The sequence below is a fragment of the Leclercia sp. UBA7405 genome, assembly GCF_037152215.1.
Classification (GTDB): domain Bacteria; phylum Pseudomonadota; class Gammaproteobacteria; order Enterobacterales; family Enterobacteriaceae; genus Enterobacter; species Enterobacter pneumoniae.
The window spans coordinates 2,301,638-2,321,829 of record NZ_JBBCMR010000001.1; the positions used below are offsets into that span (position 1 = coordinate 2,301,638).

Consider the following 20,192-nt stretch of genomic DNA (forward strand, 5'->3'; position numbering starts at 1 on the left):
GACACTGCTCTTGCTGGCAGATGGGCATCACATCGATTCATGGGGAGGAACAAATAACCTTACACCAACTGTCAGAAATGAGACATAGACAGCAAAATGATGTGGTTTTTTACTCCTTTCTATAACCTTTTGTCAACTTTAACAAAGGTTTCTTCACATTAAATTACATCGAACGATTCTCGTTAACATTTAATGCCCTTTAACCCTGGCGGGAACATGACATTTGGTCAACTGCATACTGTTGAATCGTGTCCGTTTTGATGTAAAAAAAAGATTACCCTCCTATTTTGACAGGATTTGTCGCTGATTCCTCCCCCCAAAGAGGAGTATTTTCTTGATCTGAGACACGCTTTTGTTAATTCAATCAAAAAAACGGCAACATCTTCGCTGTTTTTTTAACATGCAAATTGACAACCATAAGCTGTAAGAATGGGAGTAACGAATACAGCGCGTAATCCATATAATGTTGATAAGCAATAAAATTAACTTTACTTAACAAAAACTTTTCAAATCGAATTGCAAAAAAAGAACCACAGCGCGCGAAAGTGGCGTCAGTGGCTCTTTTTTAACACTTACATTTTGTTACGAGGAAATTGCCGAACTTTTATTCAAAATCTCCTTCGATGACGAGAGAGTCATCCCCTCCTTCCGGGGTAACATTATTGTACTGCCATGGATTCTGATAATTTTCCATTGCCGAGAAGATGGTTTGCGCTAACTCGTTCTGACTAGTCGCGTTATGACACAGCAAATATTCCGTATCGGGCAGCATCGGCAGCCCGTCTGATTTGCCTAATACTCGTAAATCCGGGCTCATCATCTCAACCGGGCGCGCGGTGACCCCCAGTCCAGCTTTCACCGCCGCACGGACGGCTGGCAGGGTTGTCGCTACGTAGGCGAGACGCCAGGGAATATTAGCGGCATTTAATGTGGCCAGAACCATGTCGCGGAACGGGCTGGGGTCATCCATCAGTACCAGCGGGATGGGCTCGCCGCGCTGCAGTTGATACTCGGCTGCACAATACCAGTGAGTAGGTGACGTACGGAGCGTCAGGCAACTGAAATGCTCCATTCGTTGGGTTGTGACGACCAGGTCTACTTCCTGCTCCTGCAGCATCTCCATCATAAACGCATTGCGTTTAACCCTGACGTCCAACGCAATCTTCGGATAAACCGAACTAATACGATTAAGCAGGAAAGGCAAAATAGTATCAGCCGACTCATCAGACGCCCCTACGGTTAAGACACCCTGTAGGTTACTAAACATTAGCGACGTGCAGGCTTCATCGTTGAAGCGAAGTATTTTTCTGGCATAGCCCAGCAGCTGAATACCATGTTCAGTCAGAAGTTTATTGCGGCCGTGGCGGGCAAAAAGCTCTTTTCCGACCAGTTGTTCCAGTCGTTGCATTTGTTGGCTAACAGCCGATTGGGTACGGCAGACTGCCGCAGCCGCAGCTGCAAATGTATTCAGATCGGCGACTGCAACAAAAGTTCTCAGCAGATCGAGATCGAGGTTCAGTATCGGACGATTTGCATTCATCATATCTTTTCACTTACAGGTGGCTCATGCGGAGCTGCCTCGGGTAGAAGCTGTGTGCGTAAAAGTAAAACAGGTCCTTCTGAACAAGAATCCTTGTAATCCCGACCGGCAGACTGCCAGACAGAAAGTTGAAGTCCAGGTATATCCGTCGTCAAACACAACGTATCTGACGATATTTTTATTGGCTTTACGTTCAGTAAATATAAATTTTTACCGGATTAGGTAATGCACGAAAGGCAGTGGCGCTTCAGGCTCAACTTTATCGTAGTCAAGCTAAAGCAGCAATGGGCGTCGCTTCGCTTCTCCGGGTAAAGATAAATCTATTAATAACAATATGCTATTAATGGAGGCACAACTAAGATTTACAACAAGCCGCAATCGCGTACTGCAGGCCTGTTGCATCATCTTAACCTAAATCCATTTTATTTATAAGTCTTATTGCATCCCGGATGATTTAACCCTGTTGATAAGAGTCTAAATTATTTTTATTAATATTAACGAAAGTTACGATTTCACCCTTATTTTGAAATACACAATAATTTAAAAAAAGATTATTCATTAATTATACTTAACATTATATTCACATGATCAACGTTTATATAAAGCGGGATTTGAATTGTGATAATCGCAATTAATTCAGCATTTACGAAAAATTGCCAGGGGAAACCTCTGTATATCGGTCTGCGAAGCTAATGCCGATTGATCCGTTAGCGTAAAATCCAGTAAAAGATGTCACTTGCAAAACTTTACACCAGATTATAACGAACCCGTGGCAGGTCTTATTCGTCATAACGCAAATAGTAGATTAAAATTTTAATGATAGTTTTTCTTAATTAGCAAAATCTTCTTCTGCTCATGCTTTAAAAAAGGCCTTTCAAGGAGTACATTGTTTCGTGCTGACTTCCACGGCAGGGAGTGGCAATAACAGTTAAAAGGTCAAAGGTTCATGTCCCCTATCGAAAAATCCAGTAAATTAGATAACGTCTGTTATGACATCCGCGGGCCCGTTCTTAAAGAGGCCAAACGCCTCGAAGAAGAAGGCAATAAAGTTCTCAAGCTCAATATCGGTAACCCGGCGCCATTTGGTTTCGATGCCCCGGATGAAATACTGGTTGATGTGATCCGAAACCTGCCTACCGCACAGGGCTACTGTGATTCGAAAGGGCTTTACTCCGCCCGTAAAGCCATTATGCAGCACTACCAGGCTCGCGGGATGCGCGATGTTACGGTAGAAGATATCTATATTGGCAACGGCGTATCAGAGCTGATCGTGCAGGCCATGCAGGCGCTGCTCAACAGCGGTGACGAAATGCTGGTGCCCGCGCCGGATTACCCACTCTGGACCGCCGCTGTCTCGCTTTCCAGTGGTAAAGCGGTGCATTACCTCTGTGATGAGTCATCCGACTGGTTCCCTGATCTGGACGATATCCGCGCTAAAATTACCCCTCGCACCCGCGGCATCGTGATCATCAACCCGAACAACCCAACGGGTGCGGTCTATTCAAAAGAGCTCTTGATGGAGATCGTTGAGATCGCCCGTCAGCATAACCTGATCATCTTCGCCGACGAAATTTACGACAAGATCCTTTACGACGAAGCGCAACACCACTCTATCGCCGCGATGGCTCCCGATCTGCTGACCGTCACGTTCAACGGCCTGTCTAAAACCTACCGCGTCGCCGGTTTCCGTCAGGGCTGGATGGTTCTGAACGGCCCGAAAAAGCACGCCAAAGGCTATATCGAAGGGCTGGAAATGTTGGCCTCGATGCGCCTGTGCGCCAACGTACCAGCCCAGCACGCTATTCAGACGGCGCTGGGTGGTTATCAGAGCATTAGCGAATTTATCGTGCCAGGCGGTCGCCTGTATGAGCAACGTAATCGCGCATGGGAGCTGATTAATGACATTCCGGGCGTCTCCTGCGTGAAGCCAAAAGGCGCGCTCTATATGTTCCCGAAAATCGACATCAAACGCTTTAACATCTTTGACGATCAAAAAATGGTGCTCGACTTCCTGCTGCAAGAAAAAGTGCTGCTGGTCCAGGGGACGGCGTTCAACTGGCCATGGCCGGATCATGTGCGCATTGTTACCCTGCCGCGTGAGGATGAACTTGAGATGGCGGTCAGTCGTTTTGGTCGATTCCTCTCTGGGTATCATCAGTAAACCTTCCGGGCTGCCAACGGCAGCCCGATTTGCATCTGCCCGCCCCTCCCCTCACAATGAAGTCTGTCGCCGTGTTAGACAAAAGGTACCCTATGAGTGAGAGTCATTTCTTTGCCCACCTTTCCCGCCTGAAACTGATTAACCGCTGGCCGCTGATGCGCAACGTGCGGACCGAGAACGTCTCAGAGCATAGTCTGCAGGTCGCCATGGTTGCCCATGCGCTGGCCGCCATTAAAAACCGCAAATTCAACGGACAGGTGAACGCAGAGCGAATCGCACTGCTGGCGATGTATCATGATGCTTCTGAAGTGCTGACAGGGGATCTGCCCACGCCGGTGAAGTATTTCAATTCGCAGATTGCTCAGGAGTACAAAGCGATTGAAAAAATAGCTCAGCAGAAACTGGTCGACATGGTGCCTGAAGAGCTGCGCGATATTTTTGCCCCCCTGATCGACGAACACCAATACAGCGAGGAAGAGAAGTCTCTGGTTAAGCAGGCAGATGCGCTCTGTGCTTATCTGAAATGCCTTGAGGAGCTCTCGGCCGGCAATCACGAATTCTTGCTGGCGAAAACGCGCCTGGAAAAGACGCTGGAAGCCCGTCGCAGTGACGAAATGGATTACTTTATGCAGGTATTTGTCCCGAGCTTCCACCTGTCGCTGGATGAGATTAGCCAGGATTCCCCACTGTAATTTCCGGGCCGGGTGGCGCTGTCGCCACCCGAATTACGTGCGGTATTAAAATGGAAACAGCACCGGGATCATAATGACGCACACCACCATAACCAGCACGGTAAAAGGCACGCCCAATTTTACGAAATCGCTAAACCGGTAGTTCCCGGGCCCCAGTACCAGCGTGTTAACCGGAGAAGAGACCGGGGTCATAAAGGCGGCTGAAGCGGCCATCGCCACCATCATTGCAAACGGGTAAGGCGAGACCCCCATCGATTTCGCCATCGCCAGCGCAATGGGCGCCATCAGCACAGCCGTGGCGGTATTGGAGATAAACAGACCAATGGTGGCGCACATTACAAACAGGCAGATTAGCATCATGTAAGGCCCATATCCGCCGCCGAGTTCCATCAATCCTTTAACCACCAAATCTACCCCGCCCGTTTTTTGCAGCGCCAGCGCAAACGGCATCATCCCGACGATGAGTATGATGCTCGGCCAGTGGATTGCCTTATAGGCGCTTTGTGCATCAATACAGCGGAATTTCCCCATCAGCAGGCAGGCGATAATCGCCGCAATCGGGTTAGGGATCTCATCCGTTAACATCAGCGCGACCATCAGCACCAGACAGAAAATAGCATGTGGTGCCTGGCTGTGAGCCGGTGAGGCATCACTCACCTCAACGGGCAGGTTCATGACCACAAAGTCGCGTCCGCGCTGGCCGAGCTGAGTGATGAGTTTCCAGTTCCCCACCACCAGGAAAATGTCGCCCAGCTGTAAGGGTTCATCCACCACGGCGCCATCCATTGCCACGCCGTCACGCTTCAATCCCACTACATTGAGCCCATAGCGCGTACGAAAACCGATCTCGCGCATGGTCTTGCCCAGCAGCTCCGATTCGGGAATCAGCGAAATTTCTGCCATCCCCACGTCCAGCGCCTGATCGGAGAAATACTCTCCCCGCAGCACCATCGGCTCCAGCAACTGCTCACTGCAAAATTCACGCAGATCGACATCGGCAGAGGACATGTCGATAAGTAATACGTCACGGGCGCGGAATTCAGATACACCGTTAACATTCACGATCACCCGCCGAAAACGGCGCCAGCGCTCTACCCCAATCACGTTCGCGCCGTATCGTTCACGCAGTTTAAGATCGTCCAGCCGTTGACCAATCAGGGGGGAGCCTGGGCGGATAGCCAGACGACGGGCCCGCCCGGTCAGGCGATACTCTTTGATCAAATCGCGAAATGTGCGGCGCTTCCAGCCGTCCCGGGATTTATCCTGCGTTTCGCTCTTCAGGACAAAGCGAGTCAGCAGCATGTAGGCAATACCCAGCACCAGAATCACCAACCCCAGCGGCGTGACGCTAAAAAAGCTAAATCCCTGCAGCCCTTCGCGCAAAAGTTCGCTGTTAACCACCAGGTTGGGTGGCGTTGCTACCAGCGTCATCATGCCGCTGATAAGCCCGGCGAAGCTGAGCGGCATCATCAGGCGTGATGGCGGGATCTGCATCCTCATGCAGACGCTTAACACCACCGGGATAAAGATGGCCACTACGCCGGTAGAGCTCATAAAGGCTCCCAGTCCGGCCACGGTCAGCATCAGCAGGATAAGCATTTTGGTTTCGCTGCTGCCTGCGGCGTTCACCAGCCAGGAGCCCATACTGGTGGCGACGCCGGTGCGTACCAGCCCATCACCAATAATAAAGAGTGCGGCAATCAAAATAACGTTCGGATCGCTAAAGCCCGATAACGCTTCGGGGAGCGTGAGGGTGCCGCTTAGCACGAACGCCACTATCACCAGTAATGCCACGGCATCCATGCGCACTTTACCGGTAGCAAAGAGAATGATGGCGAAGACCAGCAGGCTCAATACCCAGATTAATTCACCGTTCACAACAGGTCCTTGTCAGAAAAGAGTGACAGCATACTGCCATAAAAAAGCCCCACAGTTGTGGGGCTAAATCATGGGATTACATTTTCTGCGTCACGGTTACCGTTCCGTCGGCCGTTTTGCTGACCTCAATGGCTGCCAGCGAAGTCAGCACAAAACCGGCTTCATTCAGGCGCGGCGCCGTGGCAGGTACATTCACGGCGATGACATGACACCCCGCCGCCAGCCCGGCAAGGACGCCGGCAGCTGCATCTTCCACCACCACGCACTGTTCTGGTGCCAGCCCTAGCAGCTCGGCGCCCAGCAAAAAGGCGTCGGGCTCCGGCTTGCCGCGAGCGACACGCTCGGCGGTGACAAAGACTTCAGGCGTTGGCAAACCCGCCGCTTTATGGCGGGCGTGCGCCACCGGAACCGAGCCGGAGGTGACGATAGCCCACGGAATCTGTGATTCATTCAGGTGACGAAGCAGCGCATGCGCGCCTGGTAGCGCGACTATGCCGTCGGTATCCTTCGCCTCTAGCTGCTCCAGCCAGCGAAACTCGGCCTGAATTTCTTCTTCAGTGCTGCCCGCCATAAAGTGACGTAAAGAGGTAATGGCCTGTTTGCCATGGATGAAATGGAGGACTTCATCATGGCTAATACCGTGCCTGTCGGCCCAGCGGCACCATGAGCGCTCAACCACCGGTAAGGAATCCACCAGCGTACCGTCCAGATCAAACAGAAAACCTTTACACTGCACATCGACCTCCGTCAGGCATTAATGATTTGTTGAATTTCGTTGCTGCTCAGATGGTACTGGCGCGGGCAGGCGTGCCAGACGCTCAGCATACGTTGATATTTGTCCCACATCGGGGTCTGGGCATTAAAGCCATGCGTACCGGCATCGAAGTGGGTGTAACGCCCTTCGGTGTTAACCATAAAGCGGACGTAGCTCAGGTAACGCGCTTCGGTGGCAGCATCAAAACCGAGGAAGGTCACACGACGCTCATCAATTATCTGCGCGTCTTTCAGGTTAGCCCATGAGACGTGCAATGCGTGATACATCTCCATGATGTCAATGACAATGCGGCAGGTCTCTTCCTTTAATTCGCCAAACTCGCGATCCAGTTCGCGCATCTGCAGGCCAAAGCCACGTTCGACGATAGTCTGCAGGCGGCGATAGCGCTCTGCGTTGTCGGGATCAAGCATGGTCATCATTTTGTACTGATTAGACAAAATCAGACGTTGAGCATTAGTCATTTCCATCATTCGACTCCTGTTGCGCGAAGCAACCTAAAAAAAAGACACGGTAACTAAGGGTTACTGTGCCTTCTTTTAATGATCGTTTCGATGATCAATCACAAATCATCCAGGAATGTTTTATCAAGTTGTTTAAATGCTTTCTTTAGCGTGTCGGCCAGCGCCTGGTAATCGGGCTTGCCCTCAACGGGGGCCAGGGCCTGTCCCGCCTCCTGCAACTTGCCGCGCACTTCATAGAACCACTGCAGCACGGACGGGGGGAGTGGCGTAACGGAGCGTTTACCTAACCACCAGAGCCCCTGCATCGGCAGGCTAAGCGCAAACAGCGCGGTGGCGACGGCCGGTCCAAGCTGGCCGCCAAGCGCTATCTGCCAGCAGAGGGTGAAAATGGCAATCGGGGGCATCAGGCGAATGGCGTGACGGGTAGCACGGATCACACGGTTCTCGATAAAGACAGGCGCAAGGCGTTTTTCCAGCGGCCACGTCTTCGAATAGTGCTGTCCCCGGCGAAACAGACTAAAAAAGTTCACTGAGGGGGTTTCGGGTGTCGACATGGCTTTACCTCAACTTCACATATAAAAATTAAAAAATTCGTGCAAATCCCCAACTGGTCATGACATCGTTCAAAAACTTTTGTCTTAACTACCCAGTATCAGGTATCCTGTGCCGGCCTGAAAAGGCCCTGGACGATAATCGTAAATTCGTCAAGTTTAAGCACATTATGCCATTGCCGGAAAAATGCGCAAAATGGCATAAAATCTTATGTATTCCTTTCGTCATGCCAAAAAGTACTTTCGGCATGATGTTAATCATAAATGTCAGCGGATTCTTGCGCTACGCTACGATTCTCACTGACGTTTTTTTAGCCACGTATCAATAATAGGTACTTCCATGTCGAGTAAGTTAGTACTGGTTCTGAACTGCGGTAGCTCCTCACTGAAATTCGCCATCATCGATGCGCTCAACGGTGACGAGTACCTCTCTGGTTTGGCCGAATGTTTCCATCTGCCTGAAGCGCGTATCAAGTGGAAGATGGACGGCAGCAAACAAGAAGCGGCTTTAGGTGCAGGCGCCGCTCACAGTGAAGCGCTGAACTTTATCGTTAACACTATTCTGGCACAAAAACCAGAACTGTCTGCTCAGCTGACGGCAATCGGTCACCGTATCGTCCACGGCGGCGAAAAATACACCAGCTCTGTTGTGATCGACGACTCTGTCATCCAGGGCATCAAAGATTCCGCCTCTTTCGCGCCACTGCATAACCCGGCTCACCTGATCGGTATCGCTGAAGCACTGAAATCCTTCCCGCAGCTGAAAGACAAAAACGTGGCTGTATTTGACACGGCGTTCCATCAGACCATGCCGGAAGAGTCTTACCTGTATGCCCTGCCGTACAAACTGTACAAAGAGCATGGCGTACGTCGTTACGGCGCACACGGCACCAGCCACTTCTATGTTACTCAGGAAGCGGCAAAAGTCCTGAACAAGCCGGTAGAAGAAGTGAACATCATCACTTGCCACCTGGGCAACGGCGGTTCTGTTTCTGCTATCCGTAACGGTAAATGTGTTGATACCTCCATGGGTCTGACCCCGCTGGAAGGTCTGGTGATGGGTACCCGTTCTGGTGACATCGACCCGGCGATTATCTTCCACCTGCACGACACCCTGGGCATGAGCGTTGATGACATCAACAAAATGCTGACCAAAGAGTCTGGCCTGCTGGGTCTGACCGAAGTCACCAGCGACTGCCGTTATGTTGAAGATAACTACGAAGCCAAAGAAGATGCTAAACGTGCTATGGACGTTTACTGCCACCGTCTGGCGAAATACATCGGTTCTTACACTGCACTGATGGACGGTCGTCTGGACGCGGTTATCTTCACCGGTGGTATCGGTGAAAACGCAGCAATGGTTCGTGAACTGTCCCTGGGTAAACTGGGCGTTCTGGGCTTCGAAGTTGATCACGAGCGTAACCTGGCTGCCCGCTTCGGCAAGTCTGGCTTCATCAACAAAGAAGGCACCCGCCCTGCTATCGTTATCCCAACTAACGAAGAGCTGGTCATCGCGCAAGACGCGAACCGTCTGACTGCCTGATTCCACACCGCCAGCCTAGCTGGCGGTGCTGTTTTGAAACCCGCCTGACTTCGGCGGTAGCCAAAAGAGGATAAACCGTGTCCCGTACAATTATGCTGATCCCTACCGGAACCAGCGTCGGCCTGACCAGCGTCAGCCTCGGCGTCATCCGTGCTATGGAACGCAAAGGCGTTCGTCTGAGCGTCTTTAAACCTATCGCCCAGCCACGTGCCGGTGGCGATGCGCCAGACCAGACCACCAGCATTGTTCGTAAGAACTCTAATCTGCCCGCCGCAGAGCCGCTGAAAATGTCCCACGTTGAGTCTCTGCTCTCCAGCAATCAGAAAGACGTGCTGATGGAAGAGATCATCGCTAACTATCACGCGAACGCGCAGGACGCGGAAGTGGTACTGGTTGAAGGTTTGGTTCCGACCCGCAAACATCAGTTTGCCCAGTCGCTGAACTTTGAAATCGCCAAAACGCTGAACGCCGAGATCGTCTTCGTGATGTCTCAGGGTACCGATACCCAGGAGCAGCTGAAAGAGCGTATCGAACTGACCCGCAGCAGCTTCGGCGGCGCGAAAAACACCAGCATCACCGGCGTTATCATCAACAAGCTGAACGCACCGGTTGATGAACAAGGTCGTACCCGTCCTGACCTGTCCGAAATTTTCGATGACTCTTCCAAAGCGAAAGTCGTGAAAATCGACCCGGCAAAACTGCAGGAAACCAGCCCGCTTCCAGTGCTGGGCGCGGTGCCATGGAGCTTTGATCTGATCGCGACCCGTGCCATCGACATGGCGCGTCACCTGAACGCCACCGTGATCAACGAAGGCGACATCAATACCCGTCGCGTGAAGTCTGTCACCTTCTGTGCGCGTAGCATTCCGCACATGCTGGAACACTTCCGTGCAGGTTCCCTGCTGGTCACCTCCGCTGACCGTCCTGACGTGCTGGTTGCTGCCTGCCTGGCCGCAATGAACGGCGTTGAAATCGGCGCTATCCTGCTGACCGGTGCTTACGAGATGGACCCACGCGTAAGCAAACTGTGCGAGCGCGCCTTTGCGACTGGCCTGCCGGTATTCATGGTGAACACCAACACCTGGCAGACCTCTCTGAGCCTGCAGAGCTTCAACCTCGAAGTGCCGGTTGATGACCACGAGCGTATCGAGAAAGTTCAGGAATACGTGGCAGGTTATGTGAACGCAGACTGGATCGAATCCCTGACTGCGACCTCCGAGCGCAGCCGCCGTCTGTCTCCTCCAGCCTTCCGCTATCAGCTCACCGAGCTGGCGCGTAAAGCGGGTAAACGCGTTGTTCTGCCAGAAGGCGACGAACCACGTACCGTTAAAGCAGCCGCCATCTGTGCAGAGCGCGGTATCGCGACCTGTGTGCTGCTGGGTAACCCGGACGAGATCACCCGCGTAGCGGCATCTCAGGGCGTTGAACTGGGTGCGGGCATCGAAATCGTTGACCCGGAAGTGGTACGTGAAAGCTACGTTGCACGTCTGGTTGAGCTGCGTAAGAGCAAAGGCATGACCGAAGCCGTTGCGCGCGAACAGCTGGAAGACAACGTGGTTCTCGGTACCCTGATGCTGGAACAGGACGAAGTTGACGGTCTGGTTTCCGGTGCTGTTCACACCACCGCGAACACCATCCGTCCACCGCTGCAGCTGATCAAAACCGCCCCAGGTAGCTCTCTGGTCTCTTCCGTGTTCTTCATGCTGCTGCCTGAACAGGTTTACGTTTACGGCGACTGTGCGATCAACCCGGATCCAACCGCAGAGCAGCTGGCTGAAATCGCTATCCAGTCCGCAGACTCCGCTATTGCCTTCGGTATCGAACCGCGCGTAGCCATGCTCTCCTACTCCACCGGCACCTCTGGTGCAGGTAGCGACGTAGAGAAAGTACGTGAAGCGACCCGTATTGCGCAGGAAAAACGCCCAGATCTGATGATCGACGGCCCGCTGCAGTACGATGCCGCCGTGATGGCAGACGTGGCGAAATCCAAAGCACCGAACTCGCCGGTTGCAGGTCGCGCTACCGTGTTCATCTTCCCGGATCTGAACACCGGTAACACCACCTACAAAGCGGTACAGCGTTCTGCAGACCTGATCTCTATCGGGCCAATGCTGCAGGGTATGCGCAAGCCGGTGAATGACCTGTCTCGTGGCGCGCTGGTAGACGACATCGTCTACACCATCGCCCTGACCGCGATCCAGTCTTCACAGCAGCAGCAGTAACTTTTAGCTGCATTAAAAAGGCGACCCGATGGTCGCCTTTTTTATTTACAGCAGTTCTCTTGCCGCCGACACAATGTCGTGCGCCGTCAGGCCGTACTCGCGTTGCAGGAAGTCCTGCGTGCCTACCTGGCCGTAGCGTTCTTTTACCCCCACCCGCCGCATCGGCACCGGGCACGTTTCCACTAACACTTCTGCCACCGCCGATCCCAGGCCATTGTGAATACTGTGATTTTCACAGGTAACGATACGTCCGGTTTTCTCGGCATAATTTTTCACCAGCATCCGGTCGATAGGCTTCAGGGTGAACATATCGATCACCGCCGCGCTGACGCCCTCCTGTTCAAGCTGCCGCGCCGCCTCCAGCGCCTCTGCGACCATGATGCCGTTAGCTATCAGGGTAATATCGTCTCCTTCGCGTAGCACGTTGCCCTTGCCGATGGTAAAGGTCGAGCCGGGGGCGTAGATGCTCGGGGCTTGCTTACGGATAGTTCGCACCCAGTAAAAGCCCTCAAGGTCAATCAACTGGCGCAGGACATCCTCAAACATGACCGCGTCGGTCACTTCCAGCACCACCGAATGAGCCAGCCCGCGCACAATGCCCATATCTTCAAACGACATATGCGTACCGCCGTTGTGACAAGCGGTAACGCCCGCATCCGAGGCGATGACCTTCACGTTGTTACGCTGATAATCCAGCGACATAAACAGCTGGTCGAAGCAGCGGCGGCTGGCGAAGGCGGTAAAGGTGTGCACAAACGGCTTACGCCCGGTCAGCGACAACCCCGCTGCGGTACCGATGACATTGGCCTCCATGATCCCGCAGTTGATGACGTGCTGGGGATAATCGCGCGCCACGCCGTCCATCGCCATGGAGCTCATCAGATCCGCTTCCAGGGCGATAATTTCACTCCCCGCTTCAATCTGGCTCGCGACGAATCCGGCATAGACTTTGCGCATCTCGACGGCATCTTTTTGTCCTGTGGGTGCAAGCTTAATCATGTGTGGCCTCCAGCTGGCGAATCGTCTCGGTAAGGGCGGCTTTAACGTCATCAGTCAGTCGCAAATGGTGGGAGTTACTGAGCTGCTCCAGATACGGCACCCCCTGCCCTTTGATGCTGTCCAGGATCACGACCAGCGGTCGAGCATCCGCTTCAGGGATGAGCGACGTCACCTCAAGCAGCCCCGGAATGTCGTCCCCTTTGACCTTAACCACGTCATAGCCAAAAGCGCGGAATTTTCCTTCCAGGTCGAAGGCGCAGATGATCTCATCCAGCTCACCGTCCAGCTGTTGTTTATTCCAGTCCACGAAGACCGTCAGGTTATTCAGGCGATGGTGAGCGATAAACTGAAACGCCTCCCAGCACTGCCCTTCGTTCAACTCACCATCGCCCACGATGCAGAAGACGCGATTCGCGCGCCCCGCCAGTTTGTGCGACAGCGCCATACCGCCGGCAATGGAGATCCCCTGCCCCAGCGATCCCGTGGTGGCATCCACGCCACGCGTTTTTAGCCTGTCCGGATGGCTTGGCAGCCGCGTTCCGTTCTGGTTCAGGGTGCTGAGTTCCTCAATCGGAAAGTAGCCTTTGATTGCCAGGGTGCTGTAGAGCGCCGGGCCCGCATGGCCTTTGGATAACACAAAATAGTCACGCTCAGGCCAGTCGGGATCGGCAGGATCAATCTTCATTACCGCGCCGTACAGCACCGCCAGCGTCTCTACCACCGACATACTGCCACCATAGTGCCCGAATCCCAGCTGAGTGAGCGATTTCAGGGTGGCAATACGGATTTCGCGTGCCAGTTGGGTCACTTCATTAACATTCATGATTTGGCTCCGGTATTTTCTTGCGCGCTATTACCCGCACTTTTGTTTTTAGCGAAGAGGTTCCAGGCCACCAGCAGCGCGAACACCGCCACAACCAGACCCGTAATAGCCATTGGCGACAGGTAGCGTGCCAGGTTACCCAGCACAATGCCGATGGCGCCAAAGTCCGCATCAGAGAAAGTGGTGTTGGCGAATCCAATCGCACCCAGCACAGGCAGCAGCAACACCGGCAGGAAGGTAATCAATAAACCATTGGCAAAGGCGCCTATCATTGCCCCGCGACGTCCGCCCGTGGCGTTGCCAAACACGCCTGCGGTCGCACCGGTGAAGAAGTGCGGCACGACGCCCGGCAGGATCAGCACCCAGCTAAACTGCCCGCAGATAAAGAGTCCAACCAGACCGCCGAGGAAGCTAAACAGGAAGCCAATCAGCACGGCATTAGGGGCATACGGGTAGACCACCGGGCAGTCCAGCGCAGGACGCGCGTTGGGCACCAGTTTTTCGGAGAAGCCGGTAAAAGCCGGAACGATTTCCGCCAGAATCAGGCGAACACCCTGCAGGATGATAAATACCCCCGCCGCGAAGGTAATGGCCATGATGATGGCGTAGACCAGATAGTTCTGTCCACCGCTGAAGGTGGCCTCCACGTACTCACGTCCGGCACTCACCGCCATGATCAGATAGATAATCATCATGGTCAGGGAGATGGAGATAGAGCTGTCGCGCAGGAAGCTTAAATTCTTCGGCAGGTTCATCTCTTCGGTGGAGCGAGAGCCTTTGCCCACCTTGCTGCCAATCCAGCCTGAGAGCACATAGCCGAGGGTACCGAAGTGGCCAAAGGCGATGTCATCATTACCGGTGATGCGCTTCATATAGCGCTGGGCAATGGCCGGGAAGAAGGCCATCACCAGCCCAAGGATCAACGAACCGGTGAAGACCAGTCCCACCCCTTCAAAGTCTGCCACCGTCAGGATCACGCCAATCATGCACGCCATATAAAACGTATGGTGCCCGGTCAGGAAGATGTATTTCAGGCGGGTAAAGCGGGCGACAATAATATTCGCCACCATACCGAAGGCCATGATCAGAGCCGTAGAGGCGCCATATTTTTCCAGCGCAATAGAGACAATTGCTTCGTTATTCGGAATGATGCCCTGAATATTAAAGGCATGTTCAAACATACCGCCTAACGGATTAAGCGATCCCACCAGCACGGTGGCTCCGCCACCCAGCACAATAAAACCCAGAATGGTTTTAATCGTGCCTTTCACCACATCCGAAAACCCTTTTTTCTGCGCCACCAGGCCGATTAATGCAATTAAGCCCACCAGCACCGAGGGTACTTTTAAAATATCAACAACGAAGTTCAGCGATTCAAGGATAAACATATCCACCTCGTCACAGTCAGGGTTAGTGTTTCGCGAACCAGGCGCTAAGCTGCGCTTCAAGTTCGTTGATATCAATGATGTTCTGGATCACCACTAGCTGGCTCTCCGGCACGCTGGCGCTGGCCGCGATATCTTTGGCCATCACGAACAGGTCGGCCGCGCCAGGGGTGGCTGAAGAGAGATCAGAATGCTCCACCTCGGCATCGATATTGAGTTTTTTGAGGACTTTTTTAATGTTCATTTCGACCATAAAACTACTGCCCAGCCCGGAGCCGCAAATCGCCATAATTTTCATTGTTATGCCCTTTTTTGAGTAGAGTACGTCCCCATCACGCTCGAGCGTAATGTGGTTAAAAACGATGTCGGAATTAAAACTAGAAGCGTTCGATAATGGCTTTTATTTCCTCCCGGGTCGTTGCGACATGTAATTGCGCCATATCCTCATCGCTCGAAAATAATTCTGCCAGCGCGGAGATCATTTCGATGTGGCTATGTTTGTCTGGTGCCGCGAGCATGACGATCACATCTACCGGATCAAACTCACCTGCACCAAACGAAATTCCCTCTTTCAACTTCAGCAGCGAAAGACCTAACCCTTTTGCCCCCTCTTCCGGGCGTGCATGCGGCATTGCCAGCCCAGGCGCCAGCACATAGTAGGGGCCAAGCTTCTGGTGTTGCTGGACAATCGCCGTAATGTACTCCGGCGCAATAACGTTCATCTCCAGCAGCGGACGCGCGCAAATTTCAAGCGCCTGCGGCCAGTTTTCCACGCTGTCATGAAGCTGGATCGTCTGTTCAAAAATCCACTTATTGAGCACGCTTGTTCCTCGTTTCAGGGGCTAAGATGGGCAAACTTTATGCAAGCCTACCCAAATTGGCTGCGATCAGGATCACAAAGATAGCGCTACCAATCGTTAACATTCATAAATGTGATAGCGCTATCAAAATGCAATCAGCGCAGCAAATCACAACCAGAAAACGGGATTTAAGGCGTATACTTCGAGCACAGCACGTGACGAACGATAAGAAAAACGTGTGCCAACATGTTGTAAAACAGCAGGAATCTGTATGTCTCTGACCAGAAAAAGGCGAAGTACCGGCAAAGTCACTATTGCAGACGTGGCGCAGCTGGCAGGGGTCGGTACCATGACGGTATCGCGGGCGCTGCGTACCCCTGAACAAGTGTCTGATAAATTGCGTGAAAAGATCGACGCTGCGGTTCATGAGCTGGGCTATATGCCCAACCTGGCCGCCAGCGCGCTGGCATCGGCCTCTTCGTGGACGATCGCTATGGTGGTGCCAAACCTTGCCGAGGCGGGGTGTTCCGAAATGTTTGCCGGCCTGCAGCAAGTGCTCCAGCCTGCCGGATATCAGATCATGCTGGCGGAATCACAGCATCGACTTGAGCAGGAAGAAAAATTGCTCGAGACGCTGCTGGCATCGAACATTGCCGCCGCGATTTTACTCAGCGTGGAGCACAGCGAAACGGTGCGCCACTGGCTGCAGCATCGCTCTATTCCGGTGGTAGAGATGGGGGCGATGCGCGCCGACCCTATCGATATGAATATCGGTATTGATAACGTTGCCGCCATGTATGAGCTCACCGAGATGGTAATTCAGCGTGGCTATCAGAATATCGGCCTGCTGTGCGCTAACCAGGAGCAGTGGATTTTCCAGCAGCATTTGCAGGGCTGGTACAAAGCGATGCTGCGTCACCACCTGGCGCCAAACCGGGTTATCAACGCGGCGCTGCCTCCCAGTTTCTCGACCGGAGCATCACAGCTACCGGAGTTTCTCCTGGCCTGGCCAGAGCTGGATGCGCTGGTCTGCGTTTCTGATGAGCTGGCCTGCGGGGTGCTTTATGAGTGCCAACGCCGGCGAATTAAAGTGCCGGACGATCTCGCCGTTGTCGGTTTTGGCGATAGCGATGTGAGCCGCGTGTGCGTGCCGCCGTTGACCACCATGGCGGTACCGCATCGTAAAATCGGGGTTGAAGCCGGGAAAGCGTTACTGGAACGTCTGAATGACGGAGACTGGCGCGACCATAAACCTATCGCGTCCAGCCTGTGCTTGCGGGAAAGTTGCTGAGGCTTATTCCGCCTCTTCCTCTTTTTCCGGTTTAGAGGATTCGTTTTTGGCGTTGCGGGTCATCCACAGCGCCAGCGCTTTTAATGAATCCGGCGTGAACTCATCGCAACGCGCGGTGATCTCTTCCGGCGTCATCCAACTGACTTCACTCACCTCTTCTTCCTGAAGCGCAAACGGCCCGTGAGAGACGCAGCTGAACAGCCCACCCCAGACGCGGCAGTTGTCGTCTTCGAAGTAGAACTGGCCATGCTCGGCGAAGGGCACGCCGGCAATACCTAACTCCTCTTCCGCTTCACGACGTGCGGAGTCGAGCAGCACTTCATCGGCCTGAACCACGCCACCGGCGGTCGCATCAAGCATACCCGGCATAAAATCTTTCGTTTCGGTACGGCGCTGGACCAGAATTTTACCCATCCCATCATGCACGACGATGTAGGTTGCGCGATGACGCAAGCGCTGCGCCCGCATCTGTTCGCGGCTCGCCTGTGCTATCACCTCATTGTCTTCGCTGACAATATCAACCCACTCTGTACTTGCCAAATGACTCTGCTCCACCATCGGGGAAACCTTCTCTTCATAGCGCTCTCGCGGCGCGTTTACGGTTGAGGTGTAAATTACGGATTAATCGTTGTCTGCGCAATAACCTGACCATTATTCAGCGCCATAACGCACAAATGGTCTCCTTCAAGCCAGCCATAGCTCGCCGGGAATCCCCCTTTCGGGATACTAACGGAGCCGGGATTGAAATGGATGATATCCTCCCGCGCCTCCGCCACTGGAATATGAGTATGACCATAAACCAGCACATCGCCAGCGTTCAGCGGCGGCTGTTTATCGGGGCCAAAAAGGTGACCGTGGGTCAAAAACAGACGGCGATTTTCCAGCAAAATTTGCTGCCACGGGGCGGTGATGGGGAACTGGAGCAACATCTGATCGACTTCGCTGTCGCAATTGCCGCGTACGGCAATAATGCGCGAGGCAAACGCGTTCAGACGTTCGGCGACCTGCGCCGGGGCATAGCCTTCCGGCAGCGCGTTGCGCGGACCGTGGTTAAGCACATCACCCAGGATAATCAACCAGTTCGCCCCGCTTTGTGTGAAACGTTCAAGGATCTGTTCGGTTGCGGGCAGCGAGCCGTGGATATCTGAGGCAAACATCAGCTTCATTGATAACTCCTTCTAAAAACCACGGCCTATCTTACCTTATTCAGCCAGCCTTATCAGCCCGGACGCTTCGCGGAAAGGGCCACATAACGCTGCACGGACGCGCGCTGCCACTGGAACGCGGCATAGTCAGCCAGACGCGGCGGCACCTCATCACCATTCAGTATCAGACGGTTAAGCATCAGCGCCAGATCGGTATCCGCAATACACCATTCGCCAAACAAATTCTGATGCCCCTGAGCCAACAAGGTGCTCGCGGTATCGATAAGTTTACCCGCCGCGCTTTGCGCCCCGGTGCTCAGCGGCGGTTTCTTGGCACCGGCGAACACCACATCGGTGGCGCGCTCTTCGCGTATTGGACCGAGATCGCTACGTAACCAGGCTTGAATTTGCCGCGCCCGGGCGCGTTTTTGCAGATCATGAGGATAGATTCGCTCCCACTCCGGCGGGGCAAATCGTTCCTCAAGGTATTCATCAATGGCCGACGACTCGCTCAGCTCAAAACCGTCGATCTCCAGCACGGGTACCCGGCGGGTTAACGCATAGCCCTGCCACCGGGGATTTAAGTGCTCCCCCTTATCGAGACTCACGGTCTTCAGGGTAAACGGCAGCCCTTTCTCTGCCAGCGCAACGTAAACGCTCATCACGTAAGGGGAAAAGAAATCCGCATCGGACCACAAAGTAATTGCAGGTTGATTCATAGGATGCTCACTGGCTGTAGGGTTTTCATCCAACATATAGTCTGTCGGCCTCTCTGTCACCTGATGAAAAATCACGATGTAGCATCACCACCTATACTCGATCCAGTGCCGTAAAAATGTAGCGACAGGAGTGGAGATGATTGACCTCTATTACGCCCCGACCCCTAACGGACATAAGATCACCCTTTTTCTGGAAGAGGCGCAGCTAGATTACCAATTGATTCGGGTGGATATCAGCCGGGGAGAGCAGTTTCGCCCTGAGTTTCTGGCCCTCTCACCCAACAATAAAATCCCCGCCATCGTGGATAACGATCCCGAGGATGGTGGCCAGCCGTTAAGCCTGTTTGAATCGGGAGCGATCCTGCTTTATCTGGCAGAAAAGTCAGGCACGTTATTGAGCGGGGAGTTGCGCGAGCGGCATGTTACCTTGCAGTGGCTTTTCTGGCAGATGAGCGGATTAGGGCCGATGCTGGGACAAAACCACCATTTCAACTACCATGCACCGCAGCCGATCCCCTATGCCATCGAGCGTTATCAGGTGGAAACGCAGCGGCTTTATAACGTGCTTAACAAGCGGCTGGAAAAAACACCGTGGCTGGCGGGCGATCACTATAGCATCGCCGATATCGCCTGTTGGCCCTGGGTGAACGAGCACGTACGTCAGCGCGTAGACCTGGCGACATGGCCTGCGGTCAACAACTGGTTCGAACGCATACGTACGCGCCCGGCAACCCAACGCGCCCTGTTAAAAGCGTAATAGAAGCAGGCGTTTTCCGATGAATCCTCATGTATCATGTTGCGGAAAATGACACGGAGGAAGCCTGCAATGTCCCAACACGACGCAATAATCAGAATCAAAAATTTACGCCTGCGTACCTATATTGGTATTAAAGAGGAAGAGCGCGCTAATCGTCAGGATATCGTCATCAATGTGACCATTCACTATCCTGCCGATAAAGCGCGCGCCAGCGAAGATATTAACGACGCGCTGAACTACCGCACCATTACCAAGAGCATCATTCAGCTGGTCGAGAATAACCGCTTCTCATTGCTCGAAAAATTAACTCAGGATGTGCTCGATCTCGCACGCGAACATCACTGGGTCACCTATGCTGAAGTCGAAATCGATAAACTTCATGCGCTGCGCTACGCCGACTCCGTCTCTATGACGTTAAGCTGGCAACGCTAAGCGCAACCCTGGAGGTTG

At 53.3% G+C, this 20,192-nt stretch carries 20 protein-coding genes; 7 read left to right on the top strand and 13 right to left on the bottom strand.

Annotated features, from left to right (window positions below; translation table 11 throughout):
• Positions 1 to 604: 604 nt before the first annotated feature.
• On the bottom strand, positions 605 to 1,543 hold the full coding sequence (lrhA, locus tag WFN75_RS11245) for a transcriptional regulator LrhA (RefSeq protein WP_046884687.1): 939 nt from the start codon (positions 1,541 to 1,543) through the stop codon (positions 605 to 607).
• 943 nt (positions 1,544 to 2,486) lie between these two features.
• Between lrhA and alaA the strand changes: the two genes are divergently transcribed.
• Entirely contained in the window at positions 2,487 to 3,701 is a 1,215-nt protein-coding gene (gene alaA / locus WFN75_RS11250; protein WP_046884686.1) for an alanine transaminase AlaA, read from the top strand.
• Between the two features lie 92 nt (positions 3,702 to 3,793).
• Positions 3,794 to 4,393, top strand: a complete 600-nt coding sequence (gene yfbR, locus WFN75_RS11255; protein WP_040074673.1) for a 5'-deoxynucleotidase — start codon at positions 3,794 to 3,796, stop codon at positions 4,391 to 4,393.
• Positions 4,394 to 4,438: 45 nt separating this feature from the next.
• Here yfbR and WFN75_RS11260 read toward each other — a convergent pair whose 3' ends face one another.
• From WFN75_RS11260 to yfbV, 4 genes are all read right to left on the bottom strand, one after another.
• Positions 4,439 to 6,271, bottom strand: coding sequence for an SLC13 family permease (locus WFN75_RS11260; RefSeq protein WP_336996171.1), 1,833 nt, complete (start codon positions 6,269 to 6,271; stop codon positions 4,439 to 4,441).
• A gap of 76 nt (positions 6,272 to 6,347) precedes the next feature.
• Positions 6,348 to 7,007, bottom strand: coding sequence for a sugar phosphatase (locus WFN75_RS11265; RefSeq protein ID WP_046884683.1), 660 nt, complete (start codon positions 7,005 to 7,007; stop codon positions 6,348 to 6,350).
• A gap of 11 nt (positions 7,008 to 7,018) precedes the next feature.
• Positions 7,019 to 7,513, bottom strand: coding sequence for a YfbU family protein (locus WFN75_RS11270; protein ID WP_040074667.1), 495 nt, complete (start codon positions 7,511 to 7,513; stop codon positions 7,019 to 7,021).
• A gap of 92 nt (positions 7,514 to 7,605) precedes the next feature.
• Positions 7,606 to 8,061 (bottom strand): terminus macrodomain insulation protein YfbV, encoded by a 456-nt coding sequence (gene yfbV / locus WFN75_RS11275; RefSeq protein WP_040074666.1) that lies wholly within the window; start codon positions 8,059 to 8,061, stop codon positions 7,606 to 7,608.
• A 337-nt stretch (positions 8,062 to 8,398) separates the two neighbouring features.
• On the opposite strand from yfbV, the gene ackA reads away from it, so the two are divergent.
• Both ackA and pta read left to right on the top strand, forming a co-directional pair.
• Positions 8,399 to 9,601, top strand: coding sequence for an acetate kinase (gene ackA / locus WFN75_RS11280; protein ID WP_207292150.1), 1,203 nt, complete (start codon positions 8,399 to 8,401; stop codon positions 9,599 to 9,601).
• 77 nt (positions 9,602 to 9,678) lie between these two features.
• Positions 9,679 to 11,823, top strand: a complete 2,145-nt coding sequence (pta, locus tag WFN75_RS11285; protein WP_040074663.1) for a phosphate acetyltransferase — start codon at positions 9,679 to 9,681, stop codon at positions 11,821 to 11,823.
• A 45-nt stretch (positions 11,824 to 11,868) separates the two neighbouring features.
• Here the strand turns inward: pta and WFN75_RS11290 are convergent, their stop codons facing one another.
• From WFN75_RS11290 to WFN75_RS11310, 5 genes are all read right to left on the bottom strand, one after another.
• Positions 11,869 to 12,822, bottom strand: coding sequence for a transketolase family protein (locus tag WFN75_RS11290; RefSeq protein ID WP_040074662.1), 954 nt, complete (start codon positions 12,820 to 12,822; stop codon positions 11,869 to 11,871).
• Positions 12,815 to 13,645 (bottom strand): transketolase, encoded by an 831-nt coding sequence (locus tag WFN75_RS11295; protein ID WP_212477673.1) that lies wholly within the window; start codon positions 13,643 to 13,645, stop codon positions 12,815 to 12,817. The genes WFN75_RS11290 and WFN75_RS11295 overlap by 8 nt, the downstream gene beginning before the upstream one ends.
• Complete coding sequence (locus WFN75_RS11300; protein WP_336996172.1) at positions 13,642 to 15,033, bottom strand: PTS ascorbate transporter subunit IIC; 1,392 nt, start codon at positions 15,031 to 15,033, stop codon at positions 13,642 to 13,644. Before WFN75_RS11300 ends, WFN75_RS11295 begins: the two co-directional genes overlap by 4 nt.
• A gap of 22 nt (positions 15,034 to 15,055) precedes the next feature.
• Positions 15,056 to 15,328, bottom strand: coding sequence for a PTS sugar transporter subunit IIB (locus WFN75_RS11305; RefSeq protein WP_040074658.1), 273 nt, complete (start codon positions 15,326 to 15,328; stop codon positions 15,056 to 15,058).
• A 79-nt stretch (positions 15,329 to 15,407) separates the two neighbouring features.
• Positions 15,408 to 15,851: a PTS sugar transporter subunit IIA gene (locus WFN75_RS11310; RefSeq protein WP_336996173.1), complete on the bottom strand. Its 444-nt coding sequence runs from the start codon at positions 15,849 to 15,851 to the stop codon at positions 15,408 to 15,410.
• Between the two features lie 250 nt (positions 15,852 to 16,101).
• Between WFN75_RS11310 and WFN75_RS11315 the strand changes: the two genes are divergently transcribed.
• On the top strand, positions 16,102 to 17,121 hold the full coding sequence (locus WFN75_RS11315) for a LacI family DNA-binding transcriptional regulator (RefSeq protein WP_040074654.1): 1,020 nt from the start codon (positions 16,102 to 16,104) through the stop codon (positions 17,119 to 17,121).
• A gap of 3 nt (positions 17,122 to 17,124) precedes the next feature.
• Here WFN75_RS11315 and yfcD read toward each other — a convergent pair whose 3' ends face one another.
• From yfcD to yfcF, 3 genes are read right to left on the bottom strand one after another with little or no spacing between them, the layout of a single operon-like run.
• Complete coding sequence (gene yfcD / locus WFN75_RS11320; RefSeq protein WP_336996174.1) at positions 17,125 to 17,679, bottom strand: NUDIX hydrolase YfcD; 555 nt, start codon at positions 17,677 to 17,679, stop codon at positions 17,125 to 17,127.
• Between the two features lie 56 nt (positions 17,680 to 17,735).
• Complete coding sequence (gene yfcE, locus WFN75_RS11325; protein ID WP_046884678.1) at positions 17,736 to 18,287, bottom strand: phosphodiesterase; 552 nt, start codon at positions 18,285 to 18,287, stop codon at positions 17,736 to 17,738.
• Between the two features lie 53 nt (positions 18,288 to 18,340).
• Complete coding sequence (gene yfcF / locus WFN75_RS11330) at positions 18,341 to 18,985, bottom strand: glutathione transferase (RefSeq protein ID WP_046884921.1); 645 nt, start codon at positions 18,983 to 18,985, stop codon at positions 18,341 to 18,343.
• Positions 18,986 to 19,121: 136 nt separating this feature from the next.
• On the opposite strand from yfcF, the gene yfcG reads away from it, so the two are divergent.
• Positions 19,122 to 19,742 (top strand): GSH-dependent disulfide bond oxidoreductase, encoded by a 621-nt coding sequence (yfcG, locus tag WFN75_RS11335; RefSeq protein ID WP_046884677.1) that lies wholly within the window; start codon positions 19,122 to 19,124, stop codon positions 19,740 to 19,742.
• A 69-nt stretch (positions 19,743 to 19,811) separates the two neighbouring features.
• Entirely contained in the window at positions 19,812 to 20,174 is a 363-nt protein-coding gene (gene folX / locus WFN75_RS11340; protein ID WP_040074650.1) for a dihydroneopterin triphosphate 2'-epimerase, read from the top strand.
• Positions 20,175 to 20,192: the final 18 nt, after the last annotated feature.